Annotated in this window: 30 protein-coding genes and 1 pseudogene; 21 read left to right on the forward strand and 10 right to left on the reverse strand. The window is 36.4% G+C overall.

The window, feature by feature from the left end; translation table 11 throughout:
• Nucleotides 1-21 precede the first annotated feature (21 nt).
• From NE558_RS02265 to NE558_RS02290, 6 genes are all read left to right on the forward strand, one after another.
• Nucleotides 22-213, forward strand: coding sequence for a hypothetical protein (locus NE558_RS02265; RefSeq protein WP_256148291.1), 192 nt, complete (start codon nucleotides 22-24; stop codon nucleotides 211-213).
• 663 nt (nucleotides 214-876) lie between these two features.
• On the forward strand, nucleotides 877-1,314 hold the full coding sequence (locus NE558_RS02270; RefSeq protein WP_256148292.1) for a MarR family winged helix-turn-helix transcriptional regulator: 438 nt from the start codon (nucleotides 877-879) through the stop codon (nucleotides 1,312-1,314).
• Nucleotides 1,315-1,528: 214 nt separating this feature from the next.
• The gene (locus tag NE558_RS02275; RefSeq protein ID WP_256148293.1) at nucleotides 1,529-1,882 is read left to right on the forward strand and encodes a carboxymuconolactone decarboxylase family protein; all 354 of its coding nucleotides are present in this window, start codon (nucleotides 1,529-1,531) and stop codon (nucleotides 1,880-1,882) included.
• Between the two features lie 59 nt (nucleotides 1,883-1,941).
• Nucleotides 1,942-3,633: a dihydrolipoyl dehydrogenase gene (gene lpdA / locus NE558_RS02280; protein ID WP_256148294.1), complete on the forward strand. Its 1,692-nt coding sequence runs from the start codon at nucleotides 1,942-1,944 to the stop codon at nucleotides 3,631-3,633.
• Nucleotides 3,626-4,594 carry a lipoate--protein ligase gene (locus NE558_RS02285; RefSeq protein WP_256148295.1) on the forward strand — a complete coding sequence of 323 codons (969 nt, stop codon included), beginning with the start codon at nucleotides 3,626-3,628 and terminating at the stop codon, nucleotides 4,592-4,594. The genes lpdA and NE558_RS02285 overlap by 8 nt, the downstream gene beginning before the upstream one ends.
• 143 nt (nucleotides 4,595-4,737) lie before the next feature.
• Complete coding sequence (locus tag NE558_RS02290; RefSeq protein WP_256148296.1) at nucleotides 4,738-4,953, forward strand: hypothetical protein; 216 nt, start codon at nucleotides 4,738-4,740, stop codon at nucleotides 4,951-4,953.
• A 252-nt stretch (nucleotides 4,954-5,205) separates the two neighbouring features.
• On the opposite strand, the gene NE558_RS02295 is transcribed toward NE558_RS02290, so the two are convergent.
• The 7 genes from NE558_RS02295 to NE558_RS02325 all read right to left on the reverse strand — a co-directional run bounded on the left by NE558_RS02295 (nucleotide 5,206) and on the right by NE558_RS02325 (nucleotide 10,155).
• Nucleotides 5,206-5,556, reverse strand: a complete 351-nt coding sequence (locus NE558_RS02295; protein WP_256148297.1) for a VOC family protein — start codon at nucleotides 5,554-5,556, stop codon at nucleotides 5,206-5,208.
• Between the two features lie 300 nt (nucleotides 5,557-5,856).
• Nucleotides 5,857-6,528, reverse strand: a complete 672-nt coding sequence (locus NE558_RS02300) for a flavodoxin family protein (protein WP_256148298.1) — start codon at nucleotides 6,526-6,528, stop codon at nucleotides 5,857-5,859.
• Nucleotides 6,529-6,824: 296 nt separating this feature from the next.
• The gene (locus tag NE558_RS02305; RefSeq protein WP_256148299.1) at nucleotides 6,825-7,235 is read right to left on the reverse strand and encodes a 3'-5' exonuclease; all 411 of its coding nucleotides are present in this window, start codon (nucleotides 7,233-7,235) and stop codon (nucleotides 6,825-6,827) included.
• Nucleotides 7,236-7,409: 174 nt separating this feature from the next.
• Nucleotides 7,410-7,883, reverse strand: a complete 474-nt coding sequence (locus tag NE558_RS02310) for a GNAT family N-acetyltransferase (RefSeq protein ID WP_256148300.1) — start codon at nucleotides 7,881-7,883, stop codon at nucleotides 7,410-7,412.
• A 183-nt stretch (nucleotides 7,884-8,066) separates the two neighbouring features.
• Nucleotides 8,067-8,606 carry a DUF1697 domain-containing protein gene (locus NE558_RS02315; protein ID WP_256148301.1) on the reverse strand — a complete coding sequence of 180 codons (540 nt, stop codon included), beginning with the start codon at nucleotides 8,604-8,606 and terminating at the stop codon, nucleotides 8,067-8,069.
• A 143-nt stretch (nucleotides 8,607-8,749) separates the two neighbouring features.
• Nucleotides 8,750-9,619: an AraC family transcriptional regulator gene (locus NE558_RS02320; protein WP_256148302.1), complete on the reverse strand. Its 870-nt coding sequence runs from the start codon at nucleotides 9,617-9,619 to the stop codon at nucleotides 8,750-8,752.
• Nucleotides 9,620-9,837: 218 nt separating this feature from the next.
• Nucleotides 9,838-10,155, reverse strand: a complete 318-nt coding sequence (locus NE558_RS02325) for a hypothetical protein (protein WP_330643370.1) — start codon at nucleotides 10,153-10,155, stop codon at nucleotides 9,838-9,840.
• 223 nt (nucleotides 10,156-10,378) lie between these two features.
• Here NE558_RS02325 and NE558_RS02330 point away from each other — a divergent pair, with 223 nt between their 5' ends.
• From NE558_RS02330 to NE558_RS02370, 9 genes and pseudogenes are all read left to right on the forward strand, one after another.
• Complete coding sequence (locus NE558_RS02330) at nucleotides 10,379-10,879, forward strand: helix-turn-helix domain-containing protein (protein ID WP_256148355.1); 501 nt, start codon at nucleotides 10,379-10,381, stop codon at nucleotides 10,877-10,879.
• A 230-nt stretch (nucleotides 10,880-11,109) separates the two neighbouring features.
• Entirely contained in the window at nucleotides 11,110-11,472 is a 363-nt protein-coding gene (locus tag NE558_RS02335; protein ID WP_256148303.1) for a DUF4180 domain-containing protein, read from the forward strand.
• Between the two features lie 337 nt (nucleotides 11,473-11,809).
• Nucleotides 11,810-12,640, forward strand: a complete 831-nt coding sequence (locus NE558_RS02340) for a class I SAM-dependent DNA methyltransferase (RefSeq protein ID WP_256148304.1) — start codon at nucleotides 11,810-11,812, stop codon at nucleotides 12,638-12,640.
• 238 nt (nucleotides 12,641-12,878) lie between these two features.
• Nucleotides 12,879-13,487, forward strand: a pseudogene (locus NE558_RS02345) (Vat family streptogramin A O-acetyltransferase); the annotation flags it as partial.
• Nucleotides 13,488-13,508: 21 nt separating this feature from the next.
• A complete protein-coding gene (arr, locus tag NE558_RS02350; protein ID WP_256148356.1) occupies nucleotides 13,509-13,919 on the forward strand; it encodes an NAD(+)--rifampin ADP-ribosyltransferase in 411 nt (136 codons plus the stop codon).
• 87 nt (nucleotides 13,920-14,006) lie between these two features.
• Nucleotides 14,007-14,891, forward strand: coding sequence for an AraC family transcriptional regulator (locus tag NE558_RS02355; RefSeq protein ID WP_256148305.1), 885 nt, complete (start codon nucleotides 14,007-14,009; stop codon nucleotides 14,889-14,891).
• 376 nt (nucleotides 14,892-15,267) lie between these two features.
• Nucleotides 15,268-15,738: a putative immunity protein gene (locus tag NE558_RS02360; RefSeq protein ID WP_256148306.1), complete on the forward strand. Its 471-nt coding sequence runs from the start codon at nucleotides 15,268-15,270 to the stop codon at nucleotides 15,736-15,738.
• A 22-nt stretch (nucleotides 15,739-15,760) separates the two neighbouring features.
• Nucleotides 15,761-16,141: a hypothetical protein gene (locus NE558_RS02365; protein ID WP_330643371.1), complete on the forward strand. Its 381-nt coding sequence runs from the start codon at nucleotides 15,761-15,763 to the stop codon at nucleotides 16,139-16,141.
• Nucleotides 16,142-16,243: 102 nt separating this feature from the next.
• Entirely contained in the window at nucleotides 16,244-16,888 is a 645-nt protein-coding gene (locus tag NE558_RS02370) for a flavodoxin family protein (protein WP_256148307.1), read from the forward strand.
• Between the two features lie 41 nt (nucleotides 16,889-16,929).
• On the opposite strand, the gene NE558_RS02375 is transcribed toward NE558_RS02370, so the two are convergent.
• Nucleotides 16,930-17,577 carry a hypothetical protein gene (locus NE558_RS02375; protein ID WP_256148308.1) on the reverse strand — a complete coding sequence of 216 codons (648 nt, stop codon included), beginning with the start codon at nucleotides 17,575-17,577 and terminating at the stop codon, nucleotides 16,930-16,932.
• Between the two features lie 599 nt (nucleotides 17,578-18,176).
• Here NE558_RS02375 and NE558_RS02380 point away from each other — a divergent pair.
• From NE558_RS02380 to NE558_RS02405, 6 genes are all read left to right on the forward strand, one after another.
• Entirely contained in the window at nucleotides 18,177-18,830 is a 654-nt protein-coding gene (locus tag NE558_RS02380; protein WP_256148309.1) for a response regulator transcription factor, read from the forward strand.
• Nucleotides 18,827-20,221 carry a sensor histidine kinase gene (locus tag NE558_RS02385; RefSeq protein ID WP_256148310.1) on the forward strand — a complete coding sequence of 465 codons (1,395 nt, stop codon included), beginning with the start codon at nucleotides 18,827-18,829 and terminating at the stop codon, nucleotides 20,219-20,221. The genes NE558_RS02380 and NE558_RS02385 overlap by 4 nt, the downstream gene beginning before the upstream one ends.
• A 95-nt stretch (nucleotides 20,222-20,316) precedes the next feature.
• Entirely contained in the window at nucleotides 20,317-21,201 is an 885-nt protein-coding gene (locus tag NE558_RS02390) for a hypothetical protein (protein WP_256148311.1), read from the forward strand.
• A 184-nt stretch (nucleotides 21,202-21,385) separates the two neighbouring features.
• Nucleotides 21,386-21,856: a MarR family winged helix-turn-helix transcriptional regulator gene (locus NE558_RS02395; RefSeq protein ID WP_256148312.1), complete on the forward strand. Its 471-nt coding sequence runs from the start codon at nucleotides 21,386-21,388 to the stop codon at nucleotides 21,854-21,856.
• A complete protein-coding gene (locus NE558_RS02400) occupies nucleotides 21,840-23,570 on the forward strand; it encodes an ABC transporter ATP-binding protein (RefSeq protein WP_256148313.1) in 1,731 nt (576 codons plus the stop codon). Before NE558_RS02395 ends, NE558_RS02400 begins: the two co-directional genes overlap by 17 nt.
• Nucleotides 23,563-25,398, forward strand: coding sequence for an ABC transporter ATP-binding protein (locus NE558_RS02405; protein ID WP_256148314.1), 1,836 nt, complete (start codon nucleotides 23,563-23,565; stop codon nucleotides 25,396-25,398). The genes NE558_RS02400 and NE558_RS02405 overlap by 8 nt, the downstream gene beginning before the upstream one ends.
• Nucleotides 25,399-25,491: 93 nt before the next feature.
• Here NE558_RS02405 and NE558_RS02410 read toward each other — a convergent pair whose 3' ends face one another.
• Both NE558_RS02410 and NE558_RS02415 read right to left on the reverse strand, forming a co-directional pair.
• Complete coding sequence (locus NE558_RS02410) at nucleotides 25,492-26,166, reverse strand: YjjG family noncanonical pyrimidine nucleotidase (protein WP_256148315.1); 675 nt, start codon at nucleotides 26,164-26,166, stop codon at nucleotides 25,492-25,494.
• Nucleotides 26,167-26,169: 3 nt separating this feature from the next.
• A complete protein-coding gene (locus NE558_RS02415) occupies nucleotides 26,170-26,802 on the reverse strand; it encodes a YczE/YyaS/YitT family protein (RefSeq protein WP_256148316.1) in 633 nt (210 codons plus the stop codon).
• Between the last annotated feature and the right edge of the window lie 79 nt (nucleotides 26,803-26,881).

Below are 26,881 nucleotides of genomic sequence, written 5' to 3' on the forward strand. Positions count from 1 at the left end.
TCCATATGGAGAAAAGGAGAGATGATGGGCAAATTTACGAGTGGTACGGAAATACCGGTAGGTCTCAGTTTGGCTCTTGAAGAATATAATGCAATGGATTATTTTTTTTCCTTATCAACACAGGCGCAACAGCAAATAATAAATCATACCCATATGATACAATCTAAAAAACAAATGTTAGCCTATGTAGAGGCTCTTGTGCATGGAAAATAAAAGAAGTCTGCTTACGTTTCATATGTAAGCAGGCTTTTTTTTTTAGAAAGTATGTTAGATAAGTAGTTCTAAAAAGCCATGGTATGAGGCAAAAAAAGGCTCCCTTCGTTATTTTATTTTTGCAGTTAATTTACGGCTTATTAAAGGGATATCCTGTGACATACAATTAGTTTTTTATCTGAACCCAAAATGAAGAGATAGCTTTTCGCATGATTTTTTAACTTGGGTAAAACATCATCGATCTTTTTTTGAACCATTCGTTCCGATGGCCCGCTGATACTTATGCCCGCACGATTTTACCGCTATAATCATACAACAGGAACAGCAACGCAAATTAAACCAATATAAAATTCTTCATTATCAATGGAATAGCTATTTTGAGCAATTTTAGCAAGTTACGGAATCATTTTTTCTGTGGTGGTAATGGTGTTGTATGGTTAGTAATGTCTGAATGAATGAAATACTCTTTAACCTCTTGTACGGATAAAGATGAAAGAAAGGCATTTCTTTATTAATAAGGAAATGCCTTTTTTTATTGGATAATCTAACCGTATTCTTTTGGTGTTCTAAGAAATACTGATTTTAAACTTGCACCTTTTTCGTTCTTTTGATAGAATGTCTTAATTAGAACTTCTTCTATCATCAAAGGAGGTAATCAAACAAGTGGACTTTGATTTATCAAAATGTATTGGCTTTGTAACTACATCAGCAATTAAAATTGTCACCGAGGATTTCAACAGACGCATGATAAAATACGGATCAACCAGAATACAATGGATTGCTCTGTATTTTTTGCTAAATACAGATAAAGAAATGAGCCAGAAGGAATTGGCTTCACTGATGAATATACAGGATCCTTCTCTGGCAAGACTGATAGATAGAATGGAAAGAGATGGTTTGATTCGAAGGATTGAAAACCAAAAAGACAAACGAATGAAGATTCTGGAGCTTACGGAAGCTGGACGGCTGAAGGCAGAGTCGCTAATGCACTGCGGACAGGAATTTAGTGATCTTTTGCTAGAAGATATCTCCGATGAGGACGTAGAAATTTTCCATAAAGTTTTAGATAAAATGCTTAATAATATAGAGAAAAAACAATAAAATAATATATATAAACGATGACCTTGAAAAAGGTCATTTTTTATTTCTAAAGATGAAGTAATCACCATTGTAAACATACGATAAGGGAAGTTTGTTGGAAGAAAAATCTTTTTACTTTAAGATTGACAAGCAAATAATAAGTTGCTATACTAACGATAAATATACTAATAATAAGTATACTAATTAGTTAAAACAAATTAAAGGAGGAATTGAAATGGCAAGTAATGTGAGAGAAACATTAAATAATTTTGTTGGCGGTCTTGGAAGCCTTGGAGAAACAAACGGCGAAATGGTGAATGCTTTTATGGGGTTGCTTGGCGCTGCTTATGAACCAAAGGCGTTGGATGTGAAAACAAAAGAATTGATGAGTGTAGGAATTGCATGCTATACCAGATGTGAATATTGTATTGTATACCATACCTATAAAGCTTTTGAAGCCGGTGCAACAAAGGAAGAAATCTTAGAATCTGCTATGGTTGCTGTTGCTTTTGGCGGTGGTCCATCCATGGCATACTCCGTTACTTTGTTAAAAGAGAGCATTGCAGAATTTGAAAACGAATTTAAATAAACATAAACAGGGAGCGTTTTTAAATAAATCGCTCCTTTTTTTTCAAGGAGGGTAAGATGATGAAAATCATACTGAATAAATTATCAGGTGAAGATAAAAGTGCAAAAGTGGGTAAAATTTTAATGAAAGCTGGTCAAAAAATACAAGTAGGTGATGGTTTATTCAATACAGAATCCAAGAAAGGTAATTTTTTGGTAAAGTCTGAATATGAAGGAACAATACAAAACATATTGATTGAAGAAGGTCAGCAGGTTAAAATTGGCGAAGCCGTTGCAGAAATTGATGGAGAAAAAGCCAATATAGCACCTGATGCGACAAAGAAAGGCTATAGTTTCGGTCTTGCAAAACCTAGAAAAGAAGAAATCACTTGCGATGTTGCCGTGATTGGCGGTGGTCCTGGTGGTTATGTTGCGGCCATCAGGGCAGCACAATTAGGGGCAAGTGTTGTAGTGATAGAAAAAAATAAAATCGGTGGCACTTGCTTGAACTCCGGTTGTATTCCCACAAAAAGCTTTGTAAAATCAGCACATCTTTATGATGAAATGCATAGAAGTAATGAATTTGGAATAAAAGCTGGAGAGATGACCATTGATATTCAGAGGATTGTCAGCAGAAAGAATGCTGTGGTATCAACCTTATCCACCGGGATTCATTCTCTTTTGGACTACTGGAAAATACGTTTCATTGAAGGAGAGGCTACGGTTACAAAAGATATGATTTCCGTGAAAAACCATAAGATTGAAGCCTCCATCCAAGCAAAGAACACGATTATTGCAACAGGCTCATCTCCTTCAAAATTGAATATTCCCGGAGCAGATTTGCCAATGGTTTTTACAAATGAAGAAATTCTAAATATTAATAAGATTCCTACGTCACTCACCATTGTTGGTGGCGGAGTCATTGGAATGGAGTTTGCGTTTATATTTAATTCCTTTGGCAGTAAGGTGACAGTTATAGAGTTTCTTGATGATATTCTAGCAAATTTTGATGCAGATATCATTGAAGTGATTACAGAAGAATGCAGGCAAAGAGGAATAAAGATATACACAAAAGCTAAAGTTGAGGAAATTTCTGTGGCAGAAGACGGACAAGCAATCACTATGTTCTCACAAGGAGAAAAACATTTTGTTGTTGGGGAAACCGTTCTAATGTCGGTTGGCAGAAGAGCGAATTTATCCTCCATTAATCTTGCAGAGCTTGGGGTTGCATTAAACGCAAAGCAGAATGGTATAGAAGTGAATGAGCATATGCTTACATCTAAGGATGGAATCTATGCAATTGGAGATATTACCAATAAAATACAACTTGCTCACGTTGCCAGCCATCAAGGCATTATTGCTGCTGAAAATTGCATGGGAAAAACGAGTGTTATGGATTATTCTGCTATTCCAAGTGCTGTCTTTTTATCTCCGGAGATTGGTATGGTTGGTCTTTCTGAAAAGGATGCGAACCGTCTGGGAATACCCTATAAAATAAGTAAGTTTCCTTTTGCCGCAAACGGAAAGGCATTAAGCCAAGGAGAACAGAATGGATTTGTAAAAGTTCTTTCTCATGAGGAAGACCACCGGATTTTAGGTGCAGCCATAATTGGGCCTGGAGCAACGGACTTGGTTTCGAATTTTACCTACTATATTCAGAATAAGACGGATTATAGAACCCTCAGTCATCTTGTTTTTGCTCATCCAACTACGGCAGAATCTGTGCATGAGGCCATATTAGGAATCACCGGGGAGGCTATCCATTTTGTATAAGGTTTTTCTTTCACAAAGCCATAATCCATATTTCAATCTTGCTTTTGAGGAATATCTTGTTCGTAATGCTGAAAAAAATGAACAGATTCTCTACTTGTGGCAAAATCAGAATACAGTTGTGATAGGAAGAAACCAGAATCCTTGGAAAGAATGTAATTTACAGGAATTAAGTTTTCAACAGGGAAAACTAGTCAGACGATTGTCAGGCGGTGGAGCTGTCTATCATGATTTGGGTAATTTAAATTTCACTTTTATATCCCCTTTTTCTGAAAAAAAAGTTGAACAAAATATCAGTGTTATAATAAATGCTTTGGCCTCAACTGGAATTGATGCTGTTTTCAGCGGAAAAAATGACATTCTGGTGCAGGGAAACAAGGTATCAGGTAATGCATTTTTTGTAGAAGGCAATATACTTTGTCACCACGGGACTTTGCTGATTGATTCTAATTTAGAAAAGCTAAACAGCTTTCTAACTGTTTCTGAGCAAAAGTTACGATCCAAAGGGATAGATTCTGTGAAAGCCAGAGTGAAAAATCTTAAGGAACTAAACCCAGAAATTAAAGTTGAAAACCTTATACATTCCTTAACTGGTAAATTTGTGCCAGAGGGAGAGGATTCCGTTATAGAGTGGGTCAATGAGGATTTCGTGGAACATGAAAAAAGCAAGGATTTACAGGAGAGAATGAGGGGGTTTGAAAGCTGGGATTGGAATTTTGGTTCCTCACCTGAATTTGATCTTCATGTTTCGAAGCGGTTTTCCTGGGGAGAGGTTGATTTATTTCTCATAGTGAAGGATGGTTATATTGTTGATGCCGAAATTACTACGGATGCTTTGGATATAGCTTTACCTCATAAAATAAAAGCTGCCATAAAAAACAAAAAATATGATTATGATGAAATTGTATCATTGCTTGAATCTGACAGTGTGGTGTCAAATATTTCACTTCATACTGTTAAGTAATTGAGACTGCGAGGTAATATAATTTCTAAGTGTAAAAATGAGTCTTTTAAGTGTAAAGACTCATTTTTTCTGTTCTTCATCGTATCATCTTCACAATACTTGAAGAAAATCCACATATTTTGAGTGCAAAGGAGCATGATGGAATGGAAAAACGCAGGCGTGAGGATATGGCCTTAGAAGTCCCGAATGCTGAGGGCAACGTATGGCCAAAGCAGGTTTGCCCGACTTTTGAGGCAAGAACTGGTGCCCCTGAAGGCTTGAAGCAGTGCTGGTATTGCCGATATGCCGACTTTCATCTGGACAAACCTCGGGCGCTGGATGTAGGTGTTTGCTACTGGCCAAATAAAATATCTAAGTAAAGAATGCTGGTAAGAGGGGATTCACATGAGTATATTGTACTATAAAACAGGTGTATTTCATTTTGACCTGTTTTTAAATACCCACTCAGTTTCTTTAAGTGCTTTATCTTAGAAATACATTCAAAGCAGGGGTGCGCTGATGTTGTATGATTTACATTAGCTTTTTCTCGCTTCTTTAGATAATAAGAGGGCATTTAGCCATAAAAATGGTTAGATGCCCAAACTTGATGGGGAAATAATTGTATAGGATATTCATTTTGTATAATCTGTAATCCCTAAACGATTTCCAAATGCATCATCAAATTCTACAGCTGTACCAGTACCAATTGGAAAGGGTTCTGTTAAGAATGTTACTCCTTTGGATTTCAGTTTTTCATACTCAGATGGCACATTGTCCACCACAAACCATATTGTTGGTTTCACGTCAGGGAACTTTTTTTTGTCTTTTAAGATAATAGCGGGCTCTTCGTTTCCTACATGAAAGGCTACCATGCCTTTATCAGAAAAATTAAATTTTATCTTTAGACCAAGGGTTTCGGAGTAATATTTTATCGCACTTTCTAAATCATCTACTGGAAGAAAAAAATTGTCATAGTTTTTCAAAGTAATAATCTCTCCATTTCATATTTTATTTGAATATAATATAGCATATATAATATGACAGCAGTATGTCAAATTAAACGGACTTTTTCTAAATTGTTTAGTGGAAACTCACCGATTTTTTATTGCATTATTCATGGATAATTTACCTAAAATAATCCCACTCTATTCTATTTTAATCCTTTCCTGTATCTGTATTCAAATTTTGAAATGTTCTTATGGTTCAAAGAAAATACTACACCGTAGAATACGGTGTAGTACGGTTTCTTACGATTGGCATTCCAAAGGTCTGCTTTTTCTTGATTACATCCCGATATATTTCACATAATCTGGTATGGACATGAGCTGCATTTCCAGTTTTGTCTTTGTTTCATCAGAAACATAATTTTGTGTTGCCATTTCAAAACCTGCCTGTTCCACAGCTTGCAAATACACATTCACCGTTTTTTTGATTTCTTTCTTTTGACTCATTAAAAGCTTACCGCAATTTCGATAGATTTCGAGTACAGGATTACAGGCTGCAAACACAGCTTTCATGGTTTCGAAATTATTATTTCCCGGGAAACCGCAGTTTGAAATCACCATAAATTGCTGTGTCTTTGTTTTAGAATCAGCAAGGTCAAAACTATCGTTGGTATTTACAATTAGTGGGCTTTTCAAAGGTGCAAGCCTGTCAACAAAATTTTTCAAGGCTGCTGTCATGTTCCAGGTATAAACAGGAGTTGCAAAACAAACCACATCAGCGGAATTATATTTGTCTAAGAGCTCTGCCATATCATCTTGCATCACACATTTGCCTGGTGTCTGAAACCAACAGGCAAAACATCCCTTGCAGTGCCCAATCTTTTTGTTTATTAAAAATATATTTTCTGTTTCAGCACCGGCTTTTTTCGCACCATTCAAAAAAGCCTCTGAAATAACGTTTGTGTTGCTGTTTGCCCCAGCAGGGCTACCGTTAAATATTATAAATTTCATTGTATTTTGTTCTCCTTTTAAACCTCGCTACATTTGCAGGGGAATAATTAAATTTAAGTGGGGGATACAGGTTGTTAGTCTTAATCATGTATTCTGCAACCTTGGCTTCATTGTAGAGATTGCAAGACGAATTTTCAATAAACGCTCCGTAGAGTCGTAAAACCTTTTTTGTTAAACCTGCATTCTTTCATTTAAGATTCAATAATACAATGAATTAAAAGAAAAGCATTCCAGATATTTTTAATTATAAGGGTTAAAAAAACAATATTCTTTCCATTCCTTCATTATTTAAAATCTCAGTTACTATCAGAGCTCTCTTTCAAATGTGAAAAAAGAAAATAGGAGGGTTTTTTGCTATAAAGCAATGTTAATTTATGCATAGCCCTCGTACAGGCGACATAGAGTAAACCTCTGTCATAATTGCTACAGTAGACATCCTCATTCACATTTGGAATAATTACTTCATCAAATTCCAGCCCTTTTGACATTTGAACAGAAGCAACTGAGATACCATTTCCGAAATGAGTGCTATCCATGGAAATATGCTGAATATCATAATCATGTTTTAAAAGTTCGTATATTTCTTTTGCCGCACTATTTGTTTTTAGAATAATGCCAAGGGAAACGGCCCCACTCTTTAAAAAGCTATCCAATTTTGCTTTAATTTGTTCAAGTTCCTCATTTCTGTTCAAACAGGAAACAATCATGGGTACATCTCCATGCCTCTCAATGGGCTCTAGTTTTTCTACCTGGCCAATACTTTTAGCAAAGGCTATGATTTCATAAGTGGAGCGGTAGCCGTTGCATCATGTCAGATAAGAACAGCTTGATTTGAAATAGAGTAAGTTTTCAAGGATGACTATTTTAGCCAATGTTAATCTTTAGAATTCTAGCGGAAGAACATAAATATCTTTCTCTTTGTCATATTGAAAGCCACAAGATAGCAATACGCCACAAGATGCCTTATTTTCTGATTCAGGCTGTACAACTATGCGCTTTGCATCATTGTGCTGTTTTATTTTTTCAATTAGAAGAAGTACTATTTCCTTACCAATGCCTTTACCAATATAATCGATTTCACCAATCATATAATCTATACTATATGAGCCACCCATTTCTGTATAGCCTCCCCAAGGCTCCTCACTATCTAAACAAGCGTAATACTGACAAAAGCCGATTTGCCTTTCATCCTGCTCAGCAATATAATGATGTATCCAGTTGAAAAAAGCATCTTGCTGTTCTACCTCTGCAATCCAACTAAGAGGGTCTTGATACCATTTTGCCACATGGGGAGTATATAGCCACTGCTGAAAAACAGTTAAATCAGCTGTTTTCATTGGTCTCACAGTTATCATTTTCCTTCACTCCTTTTTTAAGTTAATCAATGGTGGCGGCAGCTGAAACAGTAGCTGGTTCATAACGAATGCAGAATCTCATTTTATTTCCTTTTTCCATAGGAAAGTTTGTAGGGACATGCCATTACCTCAACACAATTTTTACGAAAGCAGGATGGCCTTGTCTTTGCATATTTTAAAGCATTACTCCAAAAGCTGTCGTAGTTTTTTTGTTGTATTTGCATTTCTTACGGTGATGCTATTATATGAAGACTTTCCTACAATTTTTGACAATCTTGTTCTGGAAAAAGTTTTGATTGGTGCAGACCAAAAGATAACTTGTCCATAAAAGCTTACTTTTTCATATTCCGGTTTCTCAATGCCAATTTGCTCCAGAATTTCTATTGCAGTGGCAGGAGGTATCACAAAAATTGCATTATGTTTTGAGAGCGAATCATTATCCCACCAAGAAGGAGCATTTTGCAGAGCAACAGTCAATTCTTGGGCAGATATGATTGTAACAGCAATATTTAATTGAAACGTATTACTTATTGCCAATTCACAGCACTTTTTAATTTTTTCCCCATCATCAATGGTGCTGGAAAAAATGACATTTCCACTATTAATATAGGTAATTACATCCTGAAAGCCAATGTCTTCTAAAGTCTTTTTTAGCTCTGGCATTGAGATTTTGTTTTTACCCCCTACATTGATCCCTCGTAATAGCGCAATATATTTTTGCATTAATAAATCATCTCCATTGCTTATTAGAAATTTCTTTATTTTACCATGGGTTGTCTTATCTATCTTTTGAACTAGTATGCACAGTTCACAAAGTAGCACGGGTTGTTTGTCAGCCCATGCTACTTGAAAAAATTGTTTTCTACTTATTTAATTGCTACAAATTCAATATAGCCTCTTGTACCAATTGGTTCCAGTTGTATGCGTGGGTTATCTTTATCCCAAGCGTAGCCAATTACAGATGGGTCATATTTTTTAATTGCTTCCCAAACCTGTTCAATAGCCTTGCAATAGTCTTCTTCGTGAAAAGGTTCCCCTTGGAACATTAAATATTTTGCAGGGGGAAGGTCAATTACGTCAAATCCTTCCGGAATAACATCTGCATAATCTGTTGAAACCTCAACACCCTGTACATATTCTGAGGTGCCGGGTTTGATATAGCTTGCAGGAAGCCAAAGGGAAACGGGCTCTTTGCTAATGGATTTCATACTTAAAAGCAGCCCCCATACATCACAGCCAACCTCTTCGCAGTAGGCAAAATAATCGGCTGCCTTGATTCCTCGTTTGATAAGAACTTTTCTTGCTGGTTTCTCAATAACTTGAATAAATACATTTTTTACGTTTTCCATTTTATTCTCCTTTCGGATAGCTTTATACTTTACGCCATAAGGGGTGAAAAGATAAAGAGGAATAGGGGAAACGGCATATTCCCGCGGATTGCAGCCAAATTCACGAAAAAAAGCACGTTGATATCCATCCACACTGCCAAAACCAAGTTCTAATGCAACATCAAGAATTTTGCAGGATTCATCACGCAGCTTTAGTGCCGACCTTGATAGTCGAAAACGCCGAATATAATCGGCAGGTGTTAAATTTGTAAACTGGGTGAAAAGACGATGGGAATACCAAGGGGAGAACAAGGATACTCGTGATAAATCCCCAAGGGTAATATTCTCGCATAAATGCTCTGCAATATAGTCTTGCATACGCTGTACAGCTTCTCTGTGCTCCTCCATATTTGCACCTCCTTATAAACAAATTTTAGCATTTGGCATTTGGAAAACTCTCGACCTTTTTTGCCATTATGATTTCATGGTGATTTCAGTTTTAAGAATTTCTTATATCAAACAAGGCCTTTTGTATATCTTTTTCCACAAGGGGGCGCATACTTTCTTTGTATTTTGTCAGGTCTGCTTTATATAATGCGTTTTCAATAAGGTTTTTTAAGTCGGGTTTATATTTTGCAATGGATGGCAATACCTTGATGCTGCCTTGCAGTAATGGGTTTCTCATCGGTGATATGCTTTAAATAGGAGTCAATGATTTCATCAATTTTATTATCATGATCCCATTTTGCATTGGCAGCAATCAGAATCAGTGCTCTTACTCTGATATATGAATTTGTATTGCTGAGCATTTCTTCAAATATATGAAAGAATGGATAGACATGTGGAGAAATAGCACTTTCACTCTCTAATTTTTTCATGCATTGGTAAGCTTTTTTATCGTCGCCATTTTCCAAGTTTTCAAGGTACTCTTGAATATTTGTCATCTTGACCACTCCTTTTTGTTTTCACCAATATATATGTATAGTATAGCATAAAAAAAAGACGAGGCTATTATATGTAGAAATTTTCTGATAGTACATGTGAAGATAATTTCGTTTTTTATTTATATTAAATTGCAATAAAGTTAAACAAATAGAAAAATAATTTGACTTTAATAATATTTTGGTGTAAATTATTGTTTAAACGATAGAGGGGCGTGTGGATTTAATGGATCATCATTTCTTGACAATATATGAGGTTGCAGATGCTCTAGGCTTACACCATAAAACAATTCGTGGCTTTATCAACAGTGGTAAATTGAAAGCCGTAAAAGTAGGTAAGCAATGGCGAATTACTAGAGAGGACTTGGACGTTTTCGTAGGAAGGAATTCATCTTTAGAGAAGAAGCAAGACACAGAGAGTACTAGCATTGATTTTAAAGATAGTGAAATTCTATATACAAATAATCATATTAAAAGTTATGTAAACAATAGAATTAGTATTTCTGCAGTTGTGGATATAAAAGAAGTTTATAAGACGAAATTTGAGCGGATTTCAAATACTTTAATCGCTGTTATGAACAACAAAGATGTAAAGATGGAGGGTGCAACCATTCATATAAAATATGATGATGTTGCTTTGGTTTGTAAAGTTTTTTTGTGGGGAAATACTGAATATATCAATGAGATGTTATCAATTATAACGCTGTTAGATAAGGCGGATTGCTAAAGTAATCAAAAGGGTATTCGAAATGGATTTCAATATAGAAACAGTGAATATTTTTATTTACAGATGATAATGATTAGAAGTTTTTCAATGCCTTGTTCTTCCCATGACACTATAAAGAGAATGGAACAATTGTTACCAACATCTCAGGGGATTTTTTCAAAAAGAGACGAGAATGCACTGGCAAATGTGCGATGTTTTAATTCAAAATGAATTATGAAAGGAGGTTCCAAATGAAAATTGATATTAATCAGAAAAATGGTATAGCATATGTGCAAGAAAAGTCACTAATTATCAGTAATGTGCAATCAGCGTTGGATTTGATGGCTACCATTTGGTATGAATATCATTGTAATGCTATTATTATTCATAAAGAAGCGATCATTGAAGATTTCTTTGATTTGAGTACTCGCCTTGCAGGAGAAATTGTTCAAAAATATGTGAACTATGGAATGAAGATTGCCATCATTGGTGACTTCGCTGCTTATAGCAGTAAGGCGTTAAAAGACTATATTTATGAATGTAATAAAGGTAAAGATATATTTTTTGTGAAAAATGAGGAGGAAGCAATTTCACGAATCGTTCATTCTATTTAAAGAAAAATAGATTTTACAAGCATTTCTTTTTTAAGGCTAGGTGGAGTTATACTTTCTTGCAAAAACAACGGAATCCCTGTATAATAAAAAGTAATATTACAGAAGGGGTTGGTTCAGTCCGGCGCACTTTCATATTGCTAAATCGGCAGTATAAGTGAAACGTGGAAACTAAAATAATCTTGAATTGCATAAATCATTTTCCTGTGAATTCAAGCAGGTTTTGTTTTTATGCCCAGCTGATTATTTATTTTCCACACAGAATAGGAATGCAAATTTTTAGCTGTGGGAAATTTTCTGCAGCTTTTTTTAATTTGCAAAAAGAGAGGATGAATGAATTATGTTAAAAGCTATGAAGCAGTTTGCCCATAGACCTCCGCTGTATGATAGAACTGATGCAAAATTTTGGGATGATCCTCATATATCTCAAGGCATGTTGAAAGCGCATTTAGATTCCCATTTAGAATCTGCAACACGTAAACTGGATTTTGTTCGTAAATCTGCCCACTGGATTTCCAATAAAGTACCACCTGCACAGCATAATAGATTATTAGACTTGGGCTGTGGACCTGGTATCTATGCAGAGATGTTTCTTAATAAAGGCTATCAAGTGACGGGGGTGGATTTGTCACAAAATTCAATTCAATATGCAAAGAAAAATGCGAGAGAAAAAGGCTTAGATATTTTATATTTAAACAGTGACTATATTCAGTCTCCACTTTCAGGTAAATATGATTTAATTACTATGATTTATTGTGATTTTGGAGTACTATCCAGTAGTGAACGTCAGTTATTACTGACTAAAGTTTATGATATACTAACTCATGGCGGTTACTTTATATTTGATGTGTTTACTCCATTTGAGTATGTTGGCAGAGAAGAAATCAAAAAGTGGAGTTATGAGGATAGTGGTTTTTGGAGTGCACATCCATATTTGCTGTTGCAATCCCTTTATCGCTATGATGAATGCAATACATTCCTTAATCAATATATTGTAGCAACAGACAGCCTAACCACTTGCTACAATCTTTGGGAACATACTTTTACCATAGGGGAATTAGAAAAAGTGTTGTTTCAGGCTGGATTCAGGAACTTAAGATATTTCGGAGATGTGGCAGGAGCGGAATTAAGAAATGATAGTAAAACTTTATGTGTTATTGCTGAAAAGTAGCATGTTAAAATGTCTATTTAATCAAGATATTAAACATAACCAAAATTTTTTTGAGACATATTAAGAAAAAAGACCTTTAATATCTTTCTTCTTTTTTCTATATTAATTATAACACAAAATATTTATGAAATATAGACTGTTTGTTTTTAAATGATAGCCATATAATATCATCAAACAATATAAGTGCGTCTTTTTGGCGAATATTTATGTAATAAAATAACTTGAATAGGGAAGGTGTATGAATATGATAGGGCCAGATAAGAAAAAGCTTTATCCCAATAATAATATAAAAACAGTTTGCTATATTAGCAATCTCCCCAAAAGACCCAATGTTGAGATTGGTGAATACACTTATTACAGTGATAACAAAAAGTCTCCGGAGAATTTTTATGACAATATAGAGCACCACTACGAATTTTTGGGAGATAAGCTGATTATAGGCAGGTTCTGTGCAATTGCAGAGGGTGTTAAGTTTATTATGAATGGTGCGAACCATCGGATGGATGGAATCACAACTTATCCTTTTAATATTTTTGGTTGTGGCTGGGAGAAGGTGACACCCACAATAGAACAACTACCGTTTAAGGGTGACACTGTGATTGGCAATGATGTTTGGATAGGCCAAAATGTAACCATTATGCCAGGTATTCAAATTGGAGATGGTGCCATTATTTCCGCCAATTCAACCGTAGTAAAAGATATTGAGCCATATGCAATATACGGTGGGAATCCAGCTAAATTAATCAAAAAAAGATTTGGTGATGAGATGGTGGAATTTTTGCTTAAGCTTCAATGGTGGAACTGGGAAGAAGAGGAGATATTTCGTAATCTTGAAAAGCTTACATCGGAAAGCGGTCTAGTGCAATTCATGAATCAGTTACTGGACGAAGGGCCTTTTTATCATGGAACAAAAGCTGATTTGAAGGTTGGGGACTTGTTGGATCCCGGTTATAACTCAAATTATGGGGAGCGAAAGAAAGCAAACTATGTCTACCTGACAGGGACAATGGATGCGGCAGTTTGGGGAGCTGAATTGGCGACAGGGGATGGACGAGGACGAATTTATATTGTAGAACCCTTAGGTGTCATGGAGAATGACCCCAATTTAACAAATAAAAAATTCCCTGGTAATCCTACCAGATCCTATCGCACTAAGTCATCACTAAGAATAGTAGGGGAAGTTCTGGATTGGAAGGGACATGCCCCGGAAGTGCTTCGCAATATGCTAGATAATCTTGAAGAACTGAAACGGCAAGGTATCGAAGCAATCAATGACTAGTCGAAGGACAGTCGATGATATTGTGCACAGATTGTCGGATGGACAGCTACATCCTTTGATATGATTGATAAGAAAGGAGGTTATTGAATGGATTCTATAATTTATATGAATTATGCAATGGCATATATTGAAGAGCATTTGACTGAGGAAATTGATTATAGTGAGATTTCAAGAATTGCTTACTGTTCAGAATATCATTTTAAGCGTATGTTTTCTTTTTTATCGGGTATCAGCTTGTCAGAATATATTAGAAGAAGAAGATTAACATTTGCTGCTCTTGATTTGAAAGATAGAAATTTGCGCATTATTGATGTTGCGGTAAAGTATGGTTATGGTTCTGCTGATTCATTTACCCGCGCTTTTTATTCTATCCATGGTATTCTACCTTCAGAAGCAAGAAATGAGAATATTCAACTAAAAGCGTATCCAAAAATGACCTTTCAATTATCAATCAAAGGAGGCTGTGAAATGAATTACCGAATTGTTGAGAAAGAAAAATTTAATTTAATTGGATTTAAGAAGAGAGTTCCAATTATTTTTGAAGGCGTAAATCCTGAAATAGCAAAAATGAGTGAATTTTTGACTCCAGATGTTGTGAAACAATTAAAAACAATATCAAATGTAGAACCATTAGGTATTATTAGCGCATCAACTAATTTCTCGGAAGAAAGAATGGAAGAAACAGGAGAGCTGGATCATTACATTGGCGTAGCAACATCGAATAATGAAATTACCAAGTTTGATGTATTAGAAATTGATGCTGGTACTTGGGCAGTATTTGAATCCATTGGACCGTTCCCAGAAACAATTCAAAATGTCTGGGGCAGGATATATTCTGAATGGTTTCCATCCTCGGGATATGAGGCGGCTAAAGGTCCGGAAATTTTGTGGAATGAAAGTCCTGATACAGCAAACCCCCAGTATAAAAGTGAAATATGGATACCAGTGAAGAAAAGAGATAGGGGAATGTAGGAACCATTTTAATGTAGGGCACTTCCTGAAAGGAGGTGCCCATATTGAAACATGCTGCCTCTTGATTTTGAATCTTCGTGAATTAAAAAACAAAGGAACAAAACAGCAATCAAAAGTGAACCTAGAGATTAAAATGATATTATGTTGACGGCTTCTGTACCTATTGATATGATTTATAAAATAGTAATAAATGAATTCAATTAAAAGGCAATTATTGTTATAAGTAATAAAGCCATTGTTACTTCATATAGCTATCATTCTTTATAAAGTGCTATCCATAGGTGAATGAAACAAGAACTTCGCCAACAAGGAGGACAAGTATGCCAAAAGCCAGAAAAATGCTAAGTAATTGGAAAGCACCATATATCAGTCCCTCATGAGATTAATAGAAACGCAAAGTAAGGAAACCCTTTCCCGCTGGGAAATTGATTATTGCCAGCAGGTTATAGTTCCCCTATGGTGCAAGTATTATCCCTATGACCAGCGCCCTCAAAATGCGCTGAATGGCGCCAGAGAATGGCTGACGGGGGCAATTAAACTAACCCAAGCAAAACCGATAATCCTTGAGTGCCATGCTGCCGCTCGTGAAGCAGAAGGAAATCCTGTTGCTCAGGCTTCTGCAAGAGCTATAGGTCATTGTGCATCGACTATTCATTCTGCCCAGCATTGCATTGGGCTCGCCTTTTATGGAGCCATTGCAGTTGCATATGAACAGCTTGGAACGGATGCACCTTTCGCAGAAATCGAACAATTTGCCGCCCAGGAGTGCGGACGTATGGAAGGGGCTTTACGTGCTGTTGCTGTGGAAGGTGAGGAAAGCCCTGCTAAAATCAATTGGAAATGTTGACGATACCTTAAAGGAAATACTTATGGAGGATGTTATGGACTGTTATCCAATGGAAGAGCTCGAAGAAGCCCTACAAATAATTGAATCAACCATTAGCAAATGTGAAAAAATTCATCCGAAATTTATTGAGGGTTCTTCTCAGCATACACTTCTTAAGAATAGGATAAAAGCATTATATATTGCAAAATCTTTCATACTGCATGATGATGTTTTGAATAGATATTCAAAGGAAGAATTAACAGAAGCACTAAAACCCATATCTTCAATTATCAGTAAATGTGAAAAGGCACAGTTGAAATTTAAGGAGGGAACCTTTCATCATACTCGCTTCAAAAAAATAATAGAGGCAATGTGTATTTCCAGATCATTGATTACTGATGAAATTAGTAAGAGGTTAAAATAGAATTTAAAAATAATACCGTGAAAAACAAAGTCCTTCAGATAATAAGGAATCTGACTTTTATCATGATTGATGGCTTAAAATTCATTTAGAGTGGAGGTAGTTATGAAAGTTATTGCTGTTAATGGGAGTCCAAGAAAGAGTGGAAATACCGCCATATTGCTTCAAAGTGCCCTTAAGGGTGCAGAAACAAAGGGGGCTGAAACAGAGCTAATTAATCTTTATGAATTAGATTTCAGAGGTTGTTATAGTTGTTTTGCTTGCAAAAGAAAAGGAAGCCTTTGTAATGGAATTTGTGCCATTCAGGATGGGCTTAGAGAAGTTCTTGAGAAGATTATGAATTGTGATTTGCTTTTGTTAGGTTCTCCCATATATTTCGGAAACGTTACTGGTGAAATGCGCTCTTTCCTTGAGCGTTTGATATTTCCCAGTTTATCTTATAATACAGGAGATAGATCTGTTTTTCAGGGGGAAATTGATTCAGCATTTGTTTATACGATGAATGTTACGCAAGAGCAAATGAAACAGATGAATTATGAAGCAATCTTTAATCAAAATCAGGCAATGCTGGAGCTATTTCATGGACAATCAGAAATATTTATTTGCAATGATACCTACCAGTTTAAGGATTATTCTATGTATGATGCATCTAAATTTGATGAAGTTCGCAAAGCCCGAGTAAAGGCAGAACAGTTTCCCATTGATTGTCAGAAGGCTTTTGATCTGGGATTCCGTTTGGCAAAGACTTAATAATTGCTATATGTAGTTAAGTTATTGCCATCATTGATAACCTAAAGATGGGATTTCAAAATCCACTTTTGTCCATCTGGCATAATCATAAGGGATCCTGGTATTCTATCTAATATTTCTCCTGTATCAATTTTTCGTATGACAATTTCTTCATAGTAATCGGGTTCTTCATACCACATAGAAAAGTATAGTTTATCTTTGTCTCTACAGCAGAAGCTTTCTCTATTATCTATATTAAATTCTGTTTTTTCTGGCCATAAAATTTGAAACTCTTTATTGCTTGATTGTCTGGTAAGCATCAAAGGTGATGTTTTCAACATCAAATTATAGCAATCTTTTATATTTGAAAGAGATAGGGTTGCCAATATTGAAGTTTGCTGTAATAAATCATCAAGCTCCAATATATTTATTTCACCTGCTTGAAAATCGGCAATTAATATCACTATATGATTGTTATAATAAATAGGTTTTCCGAAATATTGGCCTTCTTTGGCAACCACAGGTTGAATGACTCTACCATCTGGGTAATGGATAAATAAGAGTTTGTGCTTCTTTGTAAAGCTTCCTTGCCTAAAGATTTCCTCAGCCTCATAAAGATCGCCATGTGTAAAATTCATTCCCCAATACCATTCAATCGTTCCATCTAATGGCTCAATATAGTCAATTCCTTTTGTTTTTATTGTCTTCATGAAATCCTCCTTAAGCTGTTATTACAGATATCTCCGGTAAATCAAAAAATCATTAGGCTTTGAATAAAACTAATACCATGGAATAATAAAGATGACAGCCTAAAACACCTCGGCTGTCAATTGCTCATTAGGTTTTCGAATTTGAGTATTAGATTATAATTTGAATTTTTCATTTTGACATTAAACAAAAATAACGGAGAACAATTACTTTTACTTAAACTCTTTTATTCACCCCATCTTTTCATTTATTCTAAACTTTACCACAAAAAGGAATCAGTTTCAATTTCAAAAGATTTACAAACATCTTTAGATTTTATTACAAAGAAACTTCATTTGGAAAAATCGATTACGAAGGTGGTAATATGACTTTGTTGTCTTTTTAAATTCAATGTAGCCTTTTGTAATAGACTGTGTTTTTACTATAAAATGGACTTAAGACCTAGCTGTTCTAAGTAGCAATCTCATATAATACAAAATTGTTGTATGTAAATCCTTTGAGGAGATATGGAAGAAATAGTAATAACTAAGACAAAAATTTTGAGTTTTTACAACTCCATAATAAAACGATGCTATTATAATTGAAATTTGGAGGTGATCAATTGGCATTTATATTAATTGTTGAGGATGAAGAGGCAATCAATGAACTTGTAAAAAGGAACTTACAGCTGGTGGGGCATCGATGCCATTCTGTTTTTGATGGCAAAACCGCCCTTTCACAAATGAAACATCAGTCTTATGATTTGATGATTTTGGATATTATGCTGCCTGGCATTGATGGGTTTGAAGTAATAAAGCAAGCAAATGAGATTCCTACCATTTTCCTAACTGCCAAGAATAGTCTGCCTGATCGGGTCAAGGGTTTTTCGTTGGGAGCAGACGATTATTTGACCAAACCTTTCGAGATGTTGGAACTGCTGGCACGTGTAGAAGCGGTTTTAAGGCGAACGATGAAAACGGCAAATTATTTTGAATCAGGAAATGTAAAAATTGATTTTAGTAGTCGTCAGGTATTCCATAGCGGACAGCTTGTAGAGTGTACGCCAAAGGAATATGAATTGCTGGAGGTTCTTGTGAATAACCGCAATATTGCACTTTCAAGAGAAAGACTGCTGGAATTGGTTTGGGGTTACGATTTTGAAGGAGACACCAGAACTGTGGATGTGCATATACAAAAATTGCGGAAAAAACTAGGTTGGGAAGAACGGATAAAAACGGTATATAAGTTAGGTTACCGTTTGGAGGCAGGCCGATGAAGCAGCGTACTTTTTTGACGACTTTAGCACTTTTCCTTTTTTTCTTTAACCTAGGGATTTTTATTGTTTCTGTGGCAATGTTTAAAGATACATTAAATCGTGGGGAAGAGCGAAGTCTCAGCCAACACTATTTTATTGCATCCGCCTTGATAAAGGATATGCAAGCCGTTGAAGGGCGTGGCGGGGACATAGACGGTTCTTTGAATGCACTGCTTCAGCCTTATGGCTACCTATCGGGAGATAATGATGCAGGTCTTGCATTTTACAAAAATAATCAAATGGTCTTTTCCGGTAAAAGCAATGCTGTGATACAGAGTAATTTCATAGAGCCGCCGGATAACGGAAGCCGTTTGGCCACCATTCGGAAGGTTGATGAAAAAACTTATATTATTGTTTCAGGAAAATTACCTGCTCCTTACAATTCTTATACACTGGTCTATTTATATGATACCACGGAGGCCGTGAATTCATGGAGCCGTCTGAAAAATATTTTATTCTTTGCTGGTTTTGTACTCTCAGTTCTATTTGCCTTTGGACTACTTTTTGTTTTGAATCGAATATTCGATCCCCTTAAGCAGATATCACGTACGTCTAAGGATATTGCCAATGGGGCATATGATACAAGACTTCCTGTATCGGGAAACGACGAGTTGACTGAAATGTCCAAGAGTTTCAATCATATGGCGGAAGAAATTCAGCGTCAGATGACGGAACTAAAAAATGCTGCAGATAAAAAGCAACAATTTGTAGATAATTTCGCTCATGAACTTCGTACGCCGCTGACTGCTATTTATGGATATGCTGAATATATGCAAAAGGCTGTATTATCTGAGGATGACAGACTTTCAGCATTGAATTATATCATGGCGGAAAGTCGCCGCCTGCAGACGGTGGCGTTTCAATTGCTGGAAATGGCAAATTTGCAGAATAACCGAATTAACCTTGAAGAGCTGAAGGTATCTAGCTTATTCGAGACGGTTCATCAGACGCTAAACAGCAAGCTTGTGGAAAAAGATATTCTGATAGAATTTAGCAGTGAGATTGAAACAATTTCAGGTGACTTTTGCTTGATGGAAAGCATGCTTATCAATCTGATTGACAACGCAATTAAGGCATGCGATAAAGGTGGACATATTTATGTGAGGGCGTATAAGGATGCCGAAAGTAAATCCATTTGTGTTCAGGACGATGGAAAAGGAATGTCTCCCGAAGTGCTGGCACTAATAACAGAACCTTTCTATCGGGAAGAAAAATCAAGGAATCGGAAAGATGGAGGTGCAGGGTTGGGACTTGCTCTTTGTAAGCAGATAGCCACAAGCCATGATGGAGAATTGAGCTTTAGCAGTTGTCCTAACGAAGGGACGACGGCAAAAATAACTTTTACAACTTAATAATAACTTGATTACGATTCTATAATTCAGACCTCTTATACTGGTTCATGTGATCACAAACCACAAAATAAAAAAATATTAAAGGAGAGACTCACATGAAAAAAAATAGATTAGAAGGTAAGCGTTTCAAAAATTCCGTGATTGCAGCTTTCATGATTATGGGAGCCAGCACAATGATGTTTCAGGGATTTACACAGGTAGCCACAGCGGCAGAATATAATAAAACAAATACGGTACCCACGAGTTATGAAAAACAATTATCTTATACCAATAACAATAGTTTGCCTGAAGGCTATAAAAAGTCAAACTATACCGTAAAAGATATTGACCTTCCGTTTTACCGTAGTCAAACCCCAACAAGTAAGGATATAACCAAGAAAGATGCTGCCGAAATCGGAGCGCAGGCTTTATGGAGCATTTATGGACTAAGTTTAGAGGGGCAGGTAATTGAAATGGGTTATCAGCCCGCAACCGAAAATATCCCACGCTCAACATGGTGCGGAGATGTTCTCATTAACGGTGTAATCAGTTACGGTTTTGAAGTCGATTCAGTAACAGGCGAGATATTCTCTGTAATTCATAGCAGAACGTTAAACAAAAAGGTTTCAGTAGGTTATGATTCATCCCTTGCTGGGAACAACAGTGCATATGCGGAGCTGGCAAAGAAAACTGCTGAGAAGTTTAATGTTGTTCACGGAGCTGTTGCTGCAGTTGATTACAACTGTCAGGGTTTCGCAAACGATGACCCCAATATCACTTTCAATCTCAAGGGCGAAAATGGCGAAGTTGCTTCTATGACTTTTTCAAGATATGATAAAGCCTTACTCTCAATCAGCTATCATGCGGGATTCCAATATACGCTGAAAACCATTGAAAAATTGGATCAGAAAATGCAGGAAATGGATTTACAGATTAAGAAAGCGGCATCTTCTTCCAATGGAAACCAAACGCCTTCGTTAGTAGTATTTGAACAAAAATAAAGATATAAGGATAAGGCTGTCACAATTATAATGTGACAGCCTTAAATTTTTATTGAAAAAGTATTGAAAAATAGATAATTTTAGCTGTGCTGTGTGGAACAAATACTTTTAATCTAAGGATTGACAAAATCCGAAGTCGGATATATAATAAAATCCGAAATCAGATTTATAAAGGAGACTTTTTATGGATAAGGTGAAAGAAATTAGCACAGCACTAGATCGGCTTTACAGAAAACAGGGAGATTTATACCACGAGTACGCTTCTTATTATGGGCTCTCCGATACTGCTTTCTGGATTCTCTATACCCTATGTGGGGAAGACGAAATCTACACGCAAAATCAGATTGCAGATTTATGGCATTTTCCTAGGCAAAGCGTAAACTCTGCTGTCAGCTCCTTAGTAAAAGCAGGGTATGTTTTTTTAGAAAAGCTTTCCATAGCACGCAATAATAAGGCTCTACGTCTGACAGAACAAGGCGTTGAATTTTGCCAAAGAGTAATTGATCCATTTTATGAAATGGAAAATCGCATTTTTTATAAGATGTCAGAGGATGAAAGGAATCAATTTTTTGCCTTGTCTGCAAAACAGTGTCAACTGTTGGAGCAAGAGATTAAGGCGGCTTTGATGGAGAAAAACAATGAAACTAATTCTTAAATTTATAAAGCCATATCGAAAGCTAATGGTCTTTGTTTTACTTGTAATGGTGTTGGATGTGGCTGGTGGCCTGCTGATTCCAACCATTACAGCAGATATTATCAATTATGGTATTGGTGGCGGCAGTCTGGACTATATCCTGCGGCAAGGGCTATTTATGATTGCTGTTTCTCTTTTAACTAGCTTTGGCGCTTTGGCGGGAAGCTATCTAAGTGCCAGCCTTTCCGCGAAGCTTGGGCGGGATATCCGCAATGCTCTCTATGATAAATCCCTGACCTTTTCCTCTTCGGATATGGAGAAGTTTGGAACGGGTTCAATGATTACTCGAACATTAAATGATGTGAATGTTGTTCAACAGTCAGTGATTATGGTGATACAGATGATTTTGCCTGTGCCTGTTGTCTGTGTCATGGGGATTGTAATGGCCTTTCATATTGATTTAATGATGGGATGGATTCTGAGCGGAGTGACCCTTGCAATTCTGATTATGGCATTATGTGTAATTAAAAAGGCTGCACCTCTTTTTCGCCGCCTGCAGCGGTTTCTTGATCGCATGAATATTGTAATTCGAGAAAACATTACCGGCGTTAGAGTCATCCGTGCTTTTAACAAAGAGCCCTTTGAGGAAAAGCGCATGAGCGGTGTTTTTGGAAATTACAGAGAGGTTTCTGTTAAAGTAAATCGCTTGTTTGCGGGATTGGAAAGCACAGCGTTGCTGGTAATCAATCTTATAATTGTCGGAATACTTTATGTGGGAGGTAATCGTACAGGGGCAGGCTTCATGAAAATTGGTGACATTATAGCACTGAGTGAGTATGCCATTCTGATTATGTTTTATCTCATTATGGCACAAATGGTAATGGTTATGTTACCCAGAGCTCTTGTCTGCATTGGCAGAATTCAGGAAGTCCTTGACTTGGAGCCTGAAATCAAGGATGGAGGCGCAACTGTGCCCATGATAGCCGGCGGTACAGATGTTATTCGTTTTGAAAATGTAAGCTTCTGTTTTTCTGATGCTGATGAAAATACGCTGAGTGAACTGAGTTTTATATGTAAACGAGGACAAACCACTGCAATCATAGGCAGTACGGGCAGTGGAAAATCTACCATTGCTAAGTTGATTCTACGCTTTCACGATGTTTCACAGGGTTCTATTAAGCTGAATGACATGGACATTGGGAATATGAAGCAGTCTCAACTGCGCGAGCATATTTCTTATGTACCCCAGAAAGCTTGGCTTTTCTCCGGTACCATTGCACATAATCTTGAGTTTGGGAACAAGGATGCTTCTGGGGAAGAAATGCAGCATATTCTTTCAGTAGCACAGTCTGAATTTGTAACTGAGTTGCCAGATGGACTAACGGCTCATGTAGCCCAAGGAGGTACCAATTTTTCCGGTGGACAAAAACAAAGGCTTTCCATTGCCCGTGCCCTAATGAAAAAAGCAGATTTGTATGTCTTCGACGATAGCTTTTCTGCACTTGACTTCAAGACGGATGCAGCACTTCGAAAGGCATTAAAAAAGCAGACAAGGGATTCTGCAGTTTTAATCATTGCACAACGCATTAGCACAATTATGAATGCAGATCAAATTATAGTATTAGAGAATGGAAGAATCGCGGGAATGGGCACACATCAATCTTTAATGAAGCAATGCCCGGTGTATCAAGACATTGCGAAATCTCAAATGAAAGGAGAGGAAGTCCGTGGCTGATTTTGAAATGAAAGAGGGCGCACAAAACGATATAGATAATGAATTCTTTGGTGTAGCCGCCCCTGATGATGCAAAAAACACAATAAAACGGCTGTGGAAGTCTGTTAATGATCAGCATAAGCGGTTGGGAATCGTTTTGGTTTCTGTTGTATTTTATACCTTCCTTTCCGTTGTTGCACCCTTATACAGCGCTTATATTGTAGATTTGATGTGGGGCAAAATCAAGGAGGCCTTTGCCAATGACATGCTTTTTTCTATTACGTGGGTAGATGGAGGCAGTGATATTTTCTTTTTATTACTTATTTATCTGTTAACAGGTTTTTTTTACTTCCTTCAGTCTTTTCTCATGGCAAGCTTTGCGGAAAATTTGAGTTTTCGCTTGCGTAATGAAATCAGTAGTAAGCTTAACAGGCTGCCGCTATCTTACTTTGACAGGAATAAGCCGGGAGCAATTTTAAGCCGAATGACAAACGATTTGGATAAAATGTCTGAAGCTTTCCAGACGGGTATACTAAAGCTCTTTACTACTTTAGGAATGATTATCGGTTCTCTGGTTATGATGTTTCGATTTAATATTTTGCTGACAGTGGTTTTTTTGCTTTTTATGGCTATCTCTTTGCTGGTGACAAGGGCTGTTTCTGCCAAAACGTTGAAATCCGCATTAAAGCGGCAAGAATGTGTCAGTGAGGTAACCGCAATGGTAGAAGAAAACTTCAGTGGTCGCATGATTATAAAAGCCTTCAATCAGGAAGAGAATAGTTCTCGTCGTATGCATAAAGCAACGGAGGATTTGGCAGAGGCTTCTCAAAAAGCGGATTTTATGATTAACGCCATTAATCCAGGCATTCGCTTTATCAACCGCTTAGGGCAAATTGCCATTGCAGTCCTTGGTGGTAATATGCTTTTGAATGGGACCATGAGCATTGGTGTATTTCAGGCGTTTTTCCAATACGTTAATCAATCAGCGGAGCCTCTAACGGAACTTGCTTTTATGGTGAACTCCATGCAGTCCTCATTGGCATCCTTGGAGCGGGTTTATTCTCTTCTTGATGAGGAAGAGATTTCATCCGGGCCAGTTTCGCCCGAAACAATTGAACGAGCTGAAGGATATGTGGATTTTAGCCATGTGCGTTTTGGTTATACACCTGAAAAAACATTGATGCAGGATGTAAGCTTCTCTGCAAAGCCCGGTGAGAAGATTGCCATTGTGGGCAGTACGGGGGCAGGAAAGACAACCCTTATTAATCTTTTAATGCGGTTTTATGAATTAAATAGTGGACAGATTTTGTTGGATGGAAAAGACATTCAAACGCTGACCCATGCAAATCTGCGGAAGAATTTTGGTATGGTGTTGCAGGATACTTGGCTGTTTGAGGGAACCATCGCCGAGAATATTGCCTATGGTAAACCAGATGCTACTAGAGAAGAAATTGTGGCAGCGGCAAAAGCGGCACGGGTTGATTTCTTTGTCCACACCATGCCCCATGGATATGATACGGTTCTTAGCAACGATGGGGAGAATTTATCCATTGGACAGCGTCAGCTTTTAACAATAGCCAGAGTTTTTCTCTGTAACCCGGCGGTGTTGATTCTTGATGAAGCCACTTCCAGTGTTGATACTCGCACCGAAATTGAGATTGGTAAGGCCATGGGGAAACTGATGAAAAAGCGCACAAGTTTTGTAATCGCCCATCGTCTTTCTACAATTGTAGATGCCGATTTGATTTTGCTTATGCAAAACGGTAATATCATTGAACAAGGCAGTCATAGCACATTATTACAAGCAGGCGGAGCTTATGCTGAACTTTACAATAGCCAGTTTGCCTGATGACTAACTGACTATTGCATTTTTCTGTATCAATGTAATGTTAGCTTACGCATCTGCTGTTTTTAGTCTGAAATTTTGAAAAAAGTTTAAAAATTAAACAATATCTAAAAGCTCAGCAATGTCGTTAATGGTATATGTAGCATTGGTACAAGTAATATCTTTGTTATGGTGATAGAAACAAGAATCAATTCCTGCGTTTACTGCTCCCATTATATCGGAAGTGGGACTATCACCTACCATGAGTAAGGAGCTATTGGGAGCCATCTCTATGTTTTTGATACAGAATTCGAAAAAACATGGAGATGGTTTTTCATATTTTATTCTGTCAGAAATAAAATGTCCATCAAATAGGTTAATAATGTCAGCATTTTTTAAACGTTTGATTTGTGTGGTATAAACCCCATTGGAAGCCGAGCATACTTTCTTTCCTCTTTTTTTAAGCTCTTTTAAAGTATAATGTGCATGGGGAATTAGTCCGCTGGAGTTATTTAGGTGAAATCTGTATTCCTCTTCATATACTTTTCCATTAACTGCAATCCCATAAAGTTGAAAAAACTCATGAAAACGTGTATTTAAAACATCCTCTTTAGAGATTTTACCCTGTTCAAGGTTACGCCATAAAATATTATTAATTTGTTTGTATTTTTCCAGTAGATCGTCAGAATAGACTAATCCTGATTTTTCGATTATCTTTATGAAACTACTTCTTTCTGCAGCGTCAAAATCTAAGATAGTATTATCTAAATCCATTAATATAATATTATACATTAGTTACACTCCTTTAAAATCATTTTTACAGAATTCATATGACAAGCCCATTAATTTGGAAAGCAGAAAAAAACTGATTATGGTACCTTCTCTTATATAAAGGGTTTGATTATTTATTATGGTGACGGTTAGGGTACTGATGAAAAAGAAAAAATCAAAGCACATACGAACCCTAGTTAGACTACATTTTAACTTCTCACTTAATAGGATACAAAGATTTTCTAGGGGGAATCTGATCATACCCATGGCTAGAATTGCACCAAGGCTAATGGAGGCTAAAAGAAGTCCCAACAAAAAGATAAATACTTTTAAATAATAATATTGAATTGTGATATGGTTAAAAATAGTATAAGTAAATAAATTGATTACATAGCCATTAACCATTGTTGCTATGATTTGTATAAAATCTTGCAAACGCAAAGGGGATGACTTGATAATGACATAAATTATGAAAAATAGTAAATTTAAAAAATTTATCATTGTTCCAATCTCAATATGAATGAGATTGGATAAGAGCATAGAGAATGCATTAAACATACTCTGACCAATACCTGCTTTAATTTGCAGTGAAATGCCGAGGCCAAGTAATAAGAAAGCAAATGCAGAATTTAGTATTTTTTTATATTGTGGAAACATTTTTTCACCTCGAATATTTTATTTTTGTACGTACAATGATAAAATAAAAGAAAAAAAGAAGATATGAGAAATCTCATAT

This window comes from Anaerotignum propionicum, assembly GCF_024461735.1.
Taxonomy (GTDB): Bacteria; Bacillota; Clostridia; order Lachnospirales; family Anaerotignaceae; genus Chakrabartyella.